This is a genomic window from Paramagnetospirillum marisnigri, assembly GCF_001650715.1.
In the GTDB taxonomy this organism is placed as follows: domain Bacteria; phylum Pseudomonadota; class Alphaproteobacteria; order Rhodospirillales; family Magnetospirillaceae; genus Phaeospirillum; species Phaeospirillum marisnigri.
On record NZ_LWQT01000088.1, the window covers coordinates 75,334 to 88,129 of the forward strand.

General features: G+C 64.9%; 11 protein-coding genes. 6 read left to right on the forward strand and 5 right to left on the reverse strand.

The features are described from left to right. Positions 1 to 2 precede the first annotated feature (2 nt). The 6 genes from ftsA (at position 3) to A6A04_RS16420 (ending at position 5,448) form a co-directional block, all read left to right on the forward strand. The gene (ftsA, locus tag A6A04_RS16395; protein ID WP_068494797.1) at positions 3 to 1,250 is read left to right on the forward strand and encodes a cell division protein FtsA; all 1,248 of its coding nucleotides are present in this window, start codon (positions 3 to 5) and stop codon (positions 1,248 to 1,250) included. Between the two features lie 54 nt (positions 1,251 to 1,304). Then, the gene (ftsZ, locus tag A6A04_RS16400) at positions 1,305 to 3,017 is read left to right on the forward strand and encodes a cell division protein FtsZ (RefSeq protein ID WP_082914991.1); all 1,713 of its coding nucleotides are present in this window, start codon (positions 1,305 to 1,307) and stop codon (positions 3,015 to 3,017) included. 159 nt (positions 3,018 to 3,176) lie between these two features. Beyond that, positions 3,177 to 3,551 carry a RidA family protein gene (locus A6A04_RS16405; RefSeq protein WP_068494801.1) on the forward strand — a complete coding sequence of 125 codons (375 nt, stop codon included), beginning with the start codon at positions 3,177 to 3,179 and terminating at the stop codon, positions 3,549 to 3,551. 19 nt (positions 3,552 to 3,570) lie between these two features. Further along, positions 3,571 to 4,239 carry an SDR family oxidoreductase gene (locus A6A04_RS16410; protein ID WP_068494803.1) on the forward strand — a complete coding sequence of 223 codons (669 nt, stop codon included), beginning with the start codon at positions 3,571 to 3,573 and terminating at the stop codon, positions 4,237 to 4,239. Positions 4,240 to 4,249: 10 nt separating this feature from the next. Then, positions 4,250 to 4,852 carry a 2-hydroxychromene-2-carboxylate isomerase gene (locus A6A04_RS16415; RefSeq protein WP_068494805.1) on the forward strand — a complete coding sequence of 201 codons (603 nt, stop codon included), beginning with the start codon at positions 4,250 to 4,252 and terminating at the stop codon, positions 4,850 to 4,852. A gap of 185 nt (positions 4,853 to 5,037) precedes the next feature. Then, positions 5,038 to 5,448: a flagellar biosynthesis repressor FlbT gene (locus tag A6A04_RS16420; protein WP_068494807.1), complete on the forward strand. Its 411-nt coding sequence runs from the start codon at positions 5,038 to 5,040 to the stop codon at positions 5,446 to 5,448. Here the strand turns inward: A6A04_RS16420 and A6A04_RS16425 are convergent. From A6A04_RS16425 to A6A04_RS16445, 5 genes are read right to left on the reverse strand one after another with little or no spacing between them, the layout of a single operon-like run. Then, the gene (locus tag A6A04_RS16425; RefSeq protein WP_068494809.1) at positions 5,418 to 7,169 is read right to left on the reverse strand and encodes a tetratricopeptide repeat protein; all 1,752 of its coding nucleotides are present in this window, start codon (positions 7,167 to 7,169) and stop codon (positions 5,418 to 5,420) included. The genes A6A04_RS16420 and A6A04_RS16425 overlap by 31 nt on opposite strands. 10 nt (positions 7,170 to 7,179) lie before the next feature. Continuing rightward, positions 7,180 to 9,336: a flagellin gene (locus tag A6A04_RS23475; RefSeq protein ID WP_068494811.1), complete on the reverse strand. Its 2,157-nt coding sequence runs from the start codon at positions 9,334 to 9,336 to the stop codon at positions 7,180 to 7,182. Positions 9,337 to 9,347: 11 nt separating this feature from the next. Then, a complete protein-coding gene (gene flgK / locus A6A04_RS16435) occupies positions 9,348 to 11,960 on the reverse strand; it encodes a flagellar hook-associated protein FlgK (RefSeq protein ID WP_068494813.1) in 2,613 nt (870 codons plus the stop codon). A gap of 24 nt (positions 11,961 to 11,984) precedes the next feature. Then, positions 11,985 to 12,452 (reverse strand): hypothetical protein, encoded by a 468-nt coding sequence (locus tag A6A04_RS16440; protein WP_068494815.1) that lies wholly within the window; start codon positions 12,450 to 12,452, stop codon positions 11,985 to 11,987. 1 nt (position 12,453) lies between these two features. Continuing rightward, a complete protein-coding gene (locus A6A04_RS16445) occupies positions 12,454 to 12,795 on the reverse strand; it encodes a rod-binding protein (RefSeq protein ID WP_068494817.1) in 342 nt (113 codons plus the stop codon). Between the last annotated feature and the right edge of the window lies 1 nt (position 12,796).

Genomic DNA, 12,796 nt, shown 5'->3' on the forward strand with positions numbered 1-12,796 from the left:
CCATGGCCCAGCGCAACGGTCTGATCGCCGCCCTCGACGTGGGAACCACCAAGGTCTGCTGCTTCATCGCCCGGGTCCAGGACGACGGGGCGCCGCGCATTCTCGGCATCGGCCACCAACTGGCGCGCGGCATGCGCAACGGCGCCGTGGTGGACATGGAGGAGTTGGAAACCTCGATCCGCGCCTCGGTGGATGCCGCCGAGGAAATGGCGGGCGAGCGCATCCGCATGGTGGCGGTCAACATCTCGGGCGGCCATCCCGGCTCGGCCAATGTCAAGGTCGAGGTGGCCATGAACGGCCACGCCGTCAACGAGGCCGATATCCGCCGCATGCTGGAACACGGCCGCGCCCATCATGAGAGCCCCGATCGGGAGCTGATCCACGCCATTCCGGTGGACTACACCATCGACGGCAACGAGGGCATCAAGGACCCGCGCGGCATGTTCGGCGACCGCCTGGGCGTCGCCATCCATATCATCTCGGCGGGCAGCGGCCCGGTGCGCAATCTCGCCACCGTGGTCAACCGCTGCCATCTCGACCTGGAAGCCCGGGTGGTCAGCCCCTATGCCTCGGGTCTGGCCTGCCTGGTGGATGACGAGAAGGAACTGGGCGTCACCTGCATCGACATGGGCGGCGGCACTACCTCCATCGCCGTGTTCCTGGGCGGCCAACTGGTCCATACCGACGTCATTCCCGTGGGCGGTGCCCATGTCACCAGCGACATCGCCCGTGGCCTGTCGACGCCGCTGGTTCATGCCGAGCGCATGAAGACCCTGTATGGCAGCGCCATTCCCAGCCCCAGCGACGACCGCGAGATCCTTAAGGTGCCGCTGGTGGGCGAGGATGAGGACGGCGCCAGCAACCAGGTGCCGCGCAGCATGCTGATCCAGATCATCCAGCCCCGGCTGGAAGAGACGTTCGAACTGGTGCGCAACCATCTGGAACAGGGCGGCTTCGACAAGATGGCCGGGCGCCGGGTGGTGTTGACCGGCGGCGCCAGCCAGATGCAGGGCGTGCGCGAACTGGCGGGGCTGGTGCTCGACAAGCAGGTACGCCTCGGTCGGCCGGTGGGGCTGCAGGGACTGCCGGAAGCCACCAACGGCCCGGCCTTTTCCACCTGCGGCGGATTGATTCGCTACGCCCTGGCCCACGCCCCCGCGCCCGCGCGGGGCAAGCGTGCCGCCGGGGCGGGGGATGGCTCGGGCTCGGGCCTGGGCCGCTTGGGGTCCTGGTTGAAACGGAATTTTTGAGATCAACGGATGGCCGACAACGAAACGGCCGAAACAGCGCGGAGGACTATGACAATGCTGACTTTTCTTCCCGGGGCTCATCAAGAGCTCAAGCCACGTATCACGGTGATCGGCGTCGGTGGCGCCGGTGGCAACGCCGTCAACAACATGATCCTGTCCCGGCTTGAAGGCGTCGAATTCATCGTCGCCAACACCGACGCCCAGTCGCTGGGGCAAAGCCGCACCGAGCGGCGCATCCAGCTGGGCAATCAGGTCACCCAGGGCCTGGGCGCCGGATCGCGTCCCGATGTGGGCCGGGCGGCGGCCGAGGAAAGCCTGGAAGAGATCCTGGGCCAGATCAACGGCGCCAATATGGTGTTCATCACCGCCGGCATGGGCGGCGGTACCGGGTCCGGCGCCGCGCCGGTGATCGCCCGCGCCGCGCGCGAGCAGGGCATCCTGACCGTGGGCGTGGTGACCAAGCCCTTCCATTTCGAAGGCGCGCACCGCATGCGCACCGCCGAGGGCGCCATCGAGGAACTGCAGCAGTTCGTCGACACCCTGATCATCATTCCCAATCAGAATCTGTTCCGGGTCGCCACCGAGCGAACCACCTTCGCCGATGCCTTCAAGATGGCCGACGATGTGCTGTATTCCGGCGTGCGCGGCGTCACCGACCTGATGATGATGCCCGGCCTGATCAATCTGGACTTCGCCGATATCCGCACCGTCATGAGCGAGATGGGCAAGGCCATGATGGGCACCGGCGAGGCCGAGGGTGACAAGCGCGCCATCGACGCCGCCGAGGCCGCCATCTCCAATCCGCTGCTGGACGACACCTCCATGAAGGGGGCCAAGGGCGTTCTGATCAACATCACCGGCGGCCAGGACATGACCCTGTTCGAGGTGGACGAGGCCGCCAACCGTATCCGCGACGAGGTCGACCCCGAGGCCAACATCATCTTCGGCGCCATCTTCGACGAGAAGCTGACCGGCAAGATGAGGGTGTCGGTGGTGGCCACCGGCATCGCCTGCGAAGCCGCGACCCAGCCCAAGCCCACGGTGATCTCGCTGGTGGGGCAGCCCCAGGCCGCCGCGCCCCTGGCCCGTCCGCCCATGCCGGCGGCTGCCCAGGTTCAGCCCCAGTTCCGGCCCCAGGCCGCCGCCAGCGTGGCTCCGCCCGCCGTCGCCTCGGCCCAGCCCCAGGTCCAGCCCCAGGTCGCGGCGGCGGTCGCCGCCGCCCAGGTCCATTCCCACCAGCCCAGCCACGGCCACACCGCCACCACCGCCACCGCCAGCGCGGCGGCCAGCGCGGCGGCGTTGCGGGCCCAGCGCGAGCCGGAACTGGACATCCGGGTTCCCGAACCGGCTCCCCGCCCCGAGCCCCAGATGCGCCCCGAGCCGCAGCTTCGGCCGGATTCGCATCTGCGTCTCGACCCCGAGATGCGCCCCGAGCCCAGCCTGGGCCGCCCGGCGGCCTATGCCTCCGAGCGCGAGCCGGACATGGGCGACATGCACAAGGTCCTCTCGGATATCACCGATACCGGTCATCACCATGACGTGACCCCGCCCATGGCGCCGCATCCCCAGCCGGAAACCCGCCGGGTGGGCAGCCTGATCGACCGTCTGGTCAATCGCGGCCGTCAGGCGGTGTCGCCCGCTCCGGCCATGGCCCGGGCCCAGGAAGCGGCTCCGGCTCCGGCCCCTCGCATGGAGACCCGTCGCGAGGCGCCGCGCTCGGGCGAGGATCTGGACATTCCGGCCTTCCTGCGTCGCCAGGCCAACTGACCGCTTGCGGTCCATGCGGGGTGACGCCCCGCCCGCGCTGAACTTTCAGGCCCGCTCCGGGAACTCCGGGCGGGCCTTTTTTTCGCCCAGCCTTTGCGAGGCGCCGGGAATCGGCTATGACTCAAGGCTCCTCATTCCTGGTTGATAAGGATCGCCTTCATGACTCGTCGCCTGATCTCCTCCGGTTCGTCGTTCGAAGAAGTGGCCGGTTATTCCCGTGCCGTGCAGCAGGACCCCTGGGTCTTCGTCTCCGGCACCTCGGGCTTCAAGGACGGCCAGATCGCCGACGACGTTCTCGCCCAGGCCGAGCAGTGCATCGCCACCATCGCGGCGGCGCTGGAACAGGCGGGCTCGTCCCTGGCCGACGTGGTCCGGGTCAAGGCCTATATCACCGAGGCCTCGTTCTTCGAGACCATCGCGCCGGTGCTGGGCAAGGCCTTCAAGGGCATCCGCCCCGCCAACACCACCATCGTCTGCGGCCTGGTCGATCCCCGCATGAAGGTGGAAATCGAAGTCACCGCCCTGAAGCAGTAAGCCCGAAGGAGGCCCTGTCATGCCGACCATCCTGATCCTGGGGGCCAGTCGGGGGCTGGGCCTGGAATTCGTCCGCCAATATGCCGCCGATGGCTGGCGGGTGCTGGCCACGGTGCGCGATCCCGCCAAGGGACGCGCGCCGTCCGAAGCGGGGGCGGAAATCTATGTCTGCGACGTGGGCGATGCCGCTTCCGTCCGCAGACTGGTCTCCGCCCTGGCCGGGGTGAAGCTGGACGTGGTGCTGCACAATGCCGGCATCTATGGCGAACATCAGGAGTTCGGCTCGGTCGATCCCGAGAGATTCCTGGAGGTGGTGCGCATCAACGCCCTGGCGCCGCTGAAGCTGGCCGAGGCGCTGGTGGACAATCTGGACGGACGCAAGATTTTCGCCGCCGTCTCGTCGCTGATGGGGTCGGTGGCCGAGAACAGCTCGGGCGGCTCCTACGCCTATCGCGCCGCCAAGGCGGCCCTCAACATGGTGATCAAGGGCCTCGCCATCGACCTCAAGGACCGGGGCGTCACCACGGTGGCGCTGTCTCCGGGCTGGGTGAAGACCGATATGGGCGGCCCCTCGGCGCCGCTGTCCCCGGCCGAGGCCATCGCCGGGATGAAGGCGGTGCTGGATGGGCTGAAACCTGCCGACAGCGGAGCGCTGATCCATTACGATGGCCGCAGGCTGCCCTGGTAGGGAGGACGTCATGGGTTCCACCATCGCCTTCTATTTTGATTTCTCGTCGCCCTATGGCTATTTCGCGGCGGTGCAGGCCGACGAGTTGGAACGGCGCACGGGGCGCGCGGTGGAGTGGAAGGCCATCATGGTGGGCTCGGCCTTCAAGGCCTCGGGCAACAAGCCGCTGGTGGACCAACCGCTGAAGGGCGCCTATTCCCGCCACGACTGGGAGCGGATGGGCCGCCTGTTGCAGGTGCCCTATCGCTTGCCCGACCGTTTCCCCATCCCGACCCTGGCGCCGTCGCGGGCCTTCTGGTGGCTGGCCGATGGCGATCCGGTCCAGGCCAAGGCCTATGCCAAGGCGGTCTACCACGCCTATTTCGCCGATGGACGCGATATTTCCGATCCGGGCGTCGCCGCCGAGATCGGCCGAGAGATCGGTGTCGATGCCGATGTGCTGGCATTGGCGATCCAGGACGAGACCTGGAAGCAGCGGTTGCGCGCCGAGACCGAGACCGCCATCGCCGCCGGGGTGTTCGGCTCGCCCTATTTCCTGGTGGATGGCGAGGGTTTCTGGGGCGCCGATCGCATGGCCATGGTCGAGGACTGGGTCAAGCGCGGCGGCTGGTAGTTGCCAGGGCGCCTCGCGCCCGATAAAACCAATGCGTGGGCCGACGCCTAGAGCGCGATGACTTCAGATCGGCGCGTTCAAGCGACGTTCTGAAGTCTGAATCGCCCTCTAACCTATTAAGTAGAGACGGATTCAGCTTTGAGGAGATAGCAACCTCAAAGCATCCGGCTCTAGGGAGAATTGACGTGCCTTTGCTGATCGATCTGAAGCCCGGCGAAAAGGTGATCGTGAACGGCGCCGTGGTGGAGAATGCCGGGCATTCCACCAAGCTGCGCGTGCTGAACGATTCCAACATCCTGCGGGAAAAGGACATCATCGCCGACGGCGACAACATCACGCCGGCCGGGCGAGTCTATTTCTTCGTGCAGAACGCCTATATCTTCCCCGGCAGCCGCGCCAAGTATCTGGGGCTGTTCGAACGCTGCCTCAACGACTATGTGGCCTCGTGCCTCAGCGCCGCGCCCATCGGAGAGGAATTGCGGGCCGCCGTGGCCTCCAGCGAGTACTACAAGGCGCTGAAGCTGGCTCGCAAGCTCCTGAAGCACGAGGCGCAGGTGCTGGAAAGCTACGCCAAGAGCCCAGGCGCCAAGGCCTGATGCACCTCGGCGATGACGCCGCTCCAGTCTCCTGGGCTGGTCTGGCGGAACAGCCGTGCCGTTGGATACCACGGCGTATCGGTGCGCTGGCTCATCCACAGGAAAGCCGAGCTGGGATAGGGCAGTAAAATCCACACCGGCTTGCCGAGGGCGCCCGCCAGATGCGCCACCGCGGTATCGGCGGTGATGATCAGGTCCATGGCGGCGATAGCGGCGGCGGTGTCGGCGAAATCCTCCAGCCGGGGGCCGAGATCGACCATCAGGCCGTGGTCGAACAGGTCCGACGCGGTGGCGGCGACATCACCCTTCTGCAGGGAATAGATGGGGGCGTCCACCAGATCCATCAGGTCGTGGGGGCGGAAGCTGCGGGGCTGGTTGTCGCGGCGCCCGGCGCTGCCACTCCACACCGCGCCGATCCGGGGGCCTGGACGATCGGCCAGATCGGCGAAGGAGGCGGCGCCCTTGGGCACCGACAGATAGGGCACCTTGGCCGGGATGGTTTCCAAGGTGGTGCCGAAAGCCAGCGGCAGCGACATCATGGGCAGGTGAAAGTCGCAACGGGGAAGTGGGCCGTCGCCCACCTCGATCACCGTCAGGTCGGGATGCAAGGTGGAGAACAGGCGTCCCAGTCCCTGGCGGCATTCCAGAGTGACCGCCGCCCCCTTGTCGAACAGCAGGGGGATGTAGCGGGCCATTTCCAGCGCGTCGCCGTATCCCTGTTCGGCATGGATCAGGATGGAACGGCCCTCCAGGGGCTCGCCCTGCCATTCCGGCTGGTGGAACTCGCGCACGAAGCGGGCGAAATGCGGCGTCTGCCAGCGCCATTCGTATTCCTGCCAGCCCTGGGAGTAGTCGCCCTTGGTCAACAGCACCAGCGCCAGGTTCCAATGCAGTTCGGGCTCGTCGGGGGCCAGGGCCAGGGCGGCGCGCACCGTCGCCTCGGCCTCGTCCAGCGCCCCCATGTCGCGCAGGACGGCGCCGAGATTGATATGGGCGTCGAGGAATTTCGGGTCGAGCGCCAGGCAGTCGCGATAGGCCTGGGCGGCTTCGGCCAGACGTCCGGCGCCGTAAAGGGCGCTGCCCAGATTGAGGCGCTTGATGGGGCCGTCGGACAGGGCGATGGCGCGCCGATAGGCATCGACCGCCGGGTCGATCACCCCCAGCTTGATATAGGCATTGCCCAGATTCATCCAGGCCAGGGCATTCTCGGGGTCAATCATGGAAGCCCTGATATAGGCCTCCACCGCCTCGCCGGGGCTGTCGAGCGCCAAGAGGGCATTGCCGAAATTGACGTGGGCATCGGCCATTTCCGGTTTGATGATGATGGCCTGGACCGCCATGTCGGCGGCTTCGGCCGGACGGTTGGACTGGACCAGGGCATCGGACAGGTTGACATAGGCTTCGGGCGATTGCGGATTGAGGGTCACCGCCTTCTGGTAGGCATCCACTGCCTCGGCCGGACGGCCGAGCCCCATCAGGGCGTTGCCGAAATTAAGGTGGGACAGGAACCAGTCGCCCTGTTCGGCGATAGCGGTATAGGCCAGCGAGGCGGCGGTGTTGAAGTCGCCCAGGCTGGAGGCCACCACGCTCATGAGGTTGAGCGCGTCCACGTTGTTGGGCTCGGCGGACAGGACGGCCTTGTAATGTCCCACCGCCTGGGCCATGTCCCCGGCCTGTTGCCGTTCGATGCCCTGGCGCAGTTCAGACTCGATATCGATCACGCGGTCAATCCTAGCTCAGATAGTTCAGGAGGCTCAGGGACTGGATCTTCGCCAGGGACTGATAGCTGGCCTGCAGCGCGTTGGTATCCGCAAGCAGGGCCGCCGCCGCCGAGGCGTCATCCACCACCTCGATCTGCGCGATGCGGGTGTCGAGGAAGCCCTTGAAGCTTTTCAGGCTTTGGGTCTTGGTGTTGATTTCGTAAGCGACGAAGCCCACGCGCTGCTGCACCATGGAGATGTCGCCGCGCAGTTCGGCGCCAAAGGGGGGCGTTCCCGCCGCCGGGGATTCGAGCGAATCGGTGATCAGGTAGCGAGCCTGGGAGATGCGGCCCTGATTCTGGTCCAGGCCGCCCGCGGTGCCGAACTTGCCCTGGGCGATCAGGCCCAGCGCCCGGAAGGCCTTCTCGAAGGCCGGGTCCGAGGCGTAGACACCCATGTCCACCTGACGGTCGTTGTCGACGCGATGCTGGATCTGCATGGTGTCGCCCTTGTACCAGGACGACGCCTCGATATCGGCGGTGCTGACCGATTCGGTGGTCAGCAGGGTGCTTTCGACCTCGATGTAATTGCCGTTGTTGGCGGTTATCTTGTAGGTCCCGTCATTGACGCCGGTGGAACTGGACAGGTGGATGACCTGGCCCACCGCCGGATAGGGATTGCCCGAACCGTCCAGGAACGAGGTGGCGCCGCCCGAGGCGGTGATGCGCTCGCCGGTGGTGCCGGTGGGGCTGAAGGTCAGGGTCCCGTAGCCGGTATTGCCGCTGGTGCCGCCGCCAGCGATCAACTGGTCGTTGGTCTCGCCCGGACCCACGTCGAAATCAATGGTGACGTCATTGCGGCCGCTCTGGGGGATGAACTGGCTGACCCGCAGCGCGTCGGTATTGACATAGAAGCTGACCGTGGTGGCGCTGGCCGAGGCCACGGTGAAGGTCCCGTTGTGATAGGAAGACCCTCCGATGGAGATGGTGTCGCCCGCGCTATAGGCGCCAAGATCATTACCCGCCGAGGTGACGGTGACCAGGGTCGAACCGGTCAGGGCGGGCGGCGTCGCCTGGGGGGTGGCGGTGAAGGTAACCGTGCCGGTGGTCAGCGAGGTGGCGGCGCCATAGTTGCGCGACAGGCTGAGCGGTGCGGTGGCGCCGGTCTGCAGGATGCTTTCGGATTTGGCCTTGGTGGTGTCGGTTGCGATCTCGACCACACCGTTGGTGTTGCTGACCACCTTGAAGGCGCCGTCCCAGGCGTTGCCGGTCGAGCCGTTGATGGTGAAGGTGCTTCCCGCCGACAATGCCGACAGCGAGTTGGCGGTGGTCGGCGTGATCTTCAGGTTGCCATTGGCGGCGAAGGCGAAGTTCAGGTCGCCGGTGGCGGCGGGAAGGATCTGGGTCGGCGTGGCGCCATAGCTGATGGTGGGCGAACCCGAGCCCGCGCCATTGGTTTCCGCCATGGCGGAACCACCCACATTCATGGCCGCGTGGCTGCGGATCTGGAAGGTCTGGTTGTTGGAGACGCTGTTGGTGATGGAGATGGATGCCGTGCTGGCCAGGGGGGCCAGGCTGTCGGCGTCGGCGGCCTGGATGGTGCCGCTGGTGGCGTTGAAATACAGCTTGGTGGTGTCGGCGCGTCCGACGAAGCTGTCGAGCAACTGGGCCGCGCGCGTGGTCGGCCAGGTTCGGGTGCTGCCGTCGTAGGTGGTCTGGAACTGGGTCAGCGTGGTGGCGCCCAACTGCACCGGATCGGTGGTGACGCGGCCACCGGCGAACAGATATTCGCCGTTGTTGCTTTCGCCCAGATAGGTCTGGATCGCCTGCATGGTCTGGAAGGCGAATTCCTGGATCTGTTCGACCCGCTTCTGGTCGGTGGTGTTGCCGGAATAGAAGTTGCTGAATTGGTCGCGAAAGTTTTTCAGGGACTTCTCGATGCCGGTCAACGAGATGTCGATGGTGTCCAGCTTGGTCTTGGCCGAAGTGTTGCTGGTCAGGAACTGATCCACCGTTGCCTTCTCGTTCTCGAAGTTGAGCAGCGAGTTGGTTTCGGTCGCGATGCCGGAATAGTACTGGCTCTTGATCTTCTCGGTGAACTGATACTGATCCTTCTGCATCTGGACCTGAATGTCCAAGATGCGGTTCACATAGGCGGTATTGGCCCCAAGCGTGCCGATTCTCGTCATGATCGGCCTCCCTAACGAACGATGTTGACCAGTGTGTCGAGCATATCCTGCAACGTCGAGATGACCTTCGCCGAGGCGGAATAGGCCTGCTGGAAGGTGATCATGTTAGCAACTTCCTCATCCAGGTTCACGCCGCTCAGCGAACTGTACTGATGCTCCAGGGCCTGGCCCAGGGTGGTCTGGTAGGTTCGCCGGTCCTCGGTATGAGCCGAATTGGAGGCTACCACGGAAATGGTTGCAGAAGCGTATTCATCGAAGCTGTAATTGCCCGCGTAGATTTCACCTGCCGTGGCCATGGCGTTCTTGTTTCCCATGGTCTGGGCGATGGCGGTGGCCGTGGTGTTGTCACCCTCGGACAGGTAGTACTTGTCGAGATCGGCGTTATAGCGGACGGAGCCGCGCGCCATCAGGGACGGCGAGCCCTGGATATCGTCGCGGATGGTCAGGCTGGAGGCGGAACGGGTGGCCGCCGCATGCATCCCCAGATCGGTGAGGATGCTGCCGGGCGGGGTCTGGGTATCGGGGTCGGCGCCGATGAACAGTTCCTTGTCGCTGTTCTGACGGATGCGCAGGCGCTTGCCAGATCCATCGGGAATGACCGTGGCCTCGATCAGATTGGCCGAACGCATCCCGAGATAATTGTCCAGGCTGGCGGTGCCCACGGTGCCGCCACTGGCGGAAACCGTCAGCTCCACGCCCCGGCTGTCCCAGACCCGCAGCTGAAAGCTGTTGGGTGCGTTCTGCACCACCTTGGCCAGGATCGAGCCGCCCACATTGTTGATGGCGGCGGCGATGTCGTTGATGTTGTCGATGGTCGCGGCGGTCAAGGTGATGGGGAAGCCGGTGATGTTGCCGTTGGAATCGGCCACCGTGAAGGTGGCATTGCCGGTCAGGGTCAGCGCCGCGCTGTTGAGGATGTTGGACTCGCTGGTCTGGCTCTTGGCATTGATGGTGGCGGCGATGGTTTCCAGATTCGATCCCGCCGGAACGGTGATGGAATTGCCGATCTGGCCCGACGGGTCGTAAAGCCGGAAGGTTCGGGTGTTATTCAGGGTGAACTTGCTGGGCAGGATGATGGATTCGCTGATGGAATTGGGCGATTCCATGGTGAAGAAGTCGTTCAGGCCGAAGAAATTGGAAAAGCCCTCCACCGTCTGGTCGGCATTGCCGTCGCCGTCCACGTCGAACTTGATGGTGGCGTCGCCCGCGGTCGCGCCCTTGGTGGTGGACACCTGGTCGCGGAAGGACAGGGTCACCGCGGTATTGGCGGTATTCAGCTCGAACACGCCGTTGGCGACGCTGGCGGTGGCCGAACTGAGCTGGTTGTTCTGATAGGACTGGGCCCGCATCCAATTCTGAATCTTGGCGGCGACATCGGTCAACTGCACGCCGGGCGTGGCGGCAGAGGACGAGATGTCGATGGAGGTGGCGGCTCCGGCGGCGTCATTATAGGCGGTGCTGCTCATGATGGTCTTGAGCGTCGTGCTGGCGATCTCGTCGCCATTGCTGTCGAACAGGGCGATGGTGGTGTCGCCGCTGCTCAGCCACATCTTCTGCGGATTCGCATCGATGGATGCCGGGATCAGGCCGCCGTTGACCGTGGGGTTGTTAGGGTCGATGAAATGGCGGGTGCCGGTCATCTCGGAGCGGGTGGTGGGAAAGCTGGTGCCCCGATTATGGACTTGGTTGACGTTGGTCTTGATCTTGGCCGCCAACTCGTCCATCTGCGACTGCAGATTGGGCAGGACCTTGTCGCGCAGGTCGAGCAGGGCGCGGATCTTGCCGTCCTGGAGGTCGCCCGAGATATCGGTGTTGGGTTCGGCCGAGGTGGACAGGGTGATGGCGTTGAAATTGCCGCCCGCCCGGGTCATCCAGGCGGCGGTGACGGTGGTGGCCACATGGGTCATGGTGGCGGGACCCTTGTCCACCAGGGTCTTGCCGGTCTTGGTATAGACGCCGATCGAGCCGTCGCCGCGCTCGAAATACTGGATGTCCATATATTTCGAGACTTCGGTCAGGGACAGGTCGCGCTTGTCGCGCAGGTCGCCGACATCGGCGCCGATGGCTGATCCGCGCACGATCTTCTGGTTAAGGTCGAAAATGTTCTCGATCTGCTGATTGACCTGGCTGACGGTGTCCTGGATGGCGCGATCGGCTTCCAGGCGCAGATTCTGAATCTGCTCGGTGGTCTGGTTCAGCTTCTGGGCGGTGTCCATGGCGCTGGTCACCGCCGAAGTCTGCAACGACGAAACGCTGACACGGTCGGCCAGGGTTTCGAAGGAATTCTTCATGGTCATCAGCTGATGGGCGATGGAATCGTTGTTGGCCACCTGGCCGAACATGTCCTCGATGCGGGGATAATAGTCGTGCAGGCTGTCCAGCAGCCCTTGGGTCGAGGTCTGGCGGCGGATATCCTTCAGCAGGCCTTCGTCGACGGTCCGGGTGATCTCGCCGGTCTGCACGCCCGCGCCGACGCCGCCGACGGTGACCGATTCCGGGGTCATCACCTTGCGGACATAGCCCTTGGTGTTGACGTTGACGATGTTCTGGGAAATGACGTCCAGGCCCTTCTGGTTGGTCAGAAGTCCCGAAAGTGCTGTGGACAGGCCCAGGGTGATGCTCATGATGTTCTCCCCGCCATTCTGGCGTCAGAGCGACTTGTTGAAGGCGAGCGAGGCGCTGGTGGCGCCGCCGTCGTCGAAGGTTCCCGCCCGGCCATAGGTGGTGGCACTGACCGTCCGTTGCTTGGCGCGGTCGGCCAGGATGTCCATCACCCGCTGATAGGACTCCATTTCCGCCTCCAGGCGCAGGGCATTGATCCGGGTCAGTTCCTTCAGCTTCAGGCCGATCTCCATCAACTGCTCGCGCTGTTCCGGTTCCAGGGTCTCGGCCAGTTCCGGGCTCTTGACCAGGGGCTCCATGGCCTGTTCGTACAGACGGGCCAGGGCCACCTTGTTCTCGGTCAGGATCTTGACCGTTTCCGCGTCATGGCTCACCAGGGCGTCGTTCTCGATCTCCAGCAGTTCGCACAGATTGGTGCAGGCGAACATCAGGTCGTCGAAGGCGATGATGGGCGAGGAGTCGGGGACGTGATCGTCGTGATCGTCGTGGGTCATGTCACTGCACCTCCTGGTGCTTCAGCAGCATCTTCTGGACGGCGGAGCCGATCCCGAAGCCGCTGCCATTTCCGTTCGAACCGCCGCGATTGGCGACCATTTTAGCGTATTCGTCGATCAGCAGGGACCGGAACATCTCCTCGCCCGAGCCGCCGCCGAACAGGCCGTCGGTCTTGATGCCCGCGAACATGTGCTGAAACATCTGCGACACGAACTGGGTCTCGAACTGGCGGCCGACCTTGGCGGCGGTGCTCTTGCTGGCGGTCTGGGCCATGTTGGGTGCCTTGGGAGCGGCCTGGTAGGCGTCGTAGGCGTTGGCGGCGGCGGCGGCGATGGCGGTCATG

Bases quoted from the DNA above. Each gene is read 5' to 3' on its own strand.
- ftsA (WP_068494797.1), top strand. From the start codon at position 3: ATGGCCCAGCGCAACGGTCTGATCGCCGCCCTCGACGTGGGAACCACC.
- ftsZ (WP_082914991.1), top strand. From the start codon at position 1,305: ATGCTGACTTTTCTTCCCGGGGCTCATCAAGAGCTCAAGCCACGTATC.
- A6A04_RS16405 (WP_068494801.1), top strand. From the start codon at position 3,177: ATGACTCGTCGCCTGATCTCCTCCGGTTCGTCGTTCGAAGAAGTGGCC.
- A6A04_RS16410 (WP_068494803.1), top strand. From the start codon at position 3,571: ATGCCGACCATCCTGATCCTGGGGGCCAGTCGGGGGCTGGGCCTGGAA.
- A6A04_RS16415 (WP_068494805.1), top strand. From the start codon at position 4,250: ATGGGTTCCACCATCGCCTTCTATTTTGATTTCTCGTCGCCCTATGGC.
- A6A04_RS23475 (WP_068494811.1), bottom strand. From the start codon at position 9,336: ATGACGAGAATCGGCACGCTTGGGGCCAATACCGCCTATGTGAACCGC.
- flgK (WP_068494813.1), bottom strand. From the start codon at position 11,960: ATGAGCATCACCCTGGGCCTGTCCACAGCACTTTCGGGACTTCTGACC.
- A6A04_RS16440 (WP_068494815.1), bottom strand. From the start codon at position 12,452: ATGACCCACGACGATCACGACGATCACGTCCCCGACTCCTCGCCCATC.
- A6A04_RS16445 (WP_068494817.1), bottom strand. From the start codon at position 12,795: ATGACCGCCATCGCCGCCGCCGCCGCCAACGCCTACGACGCCTACCAG.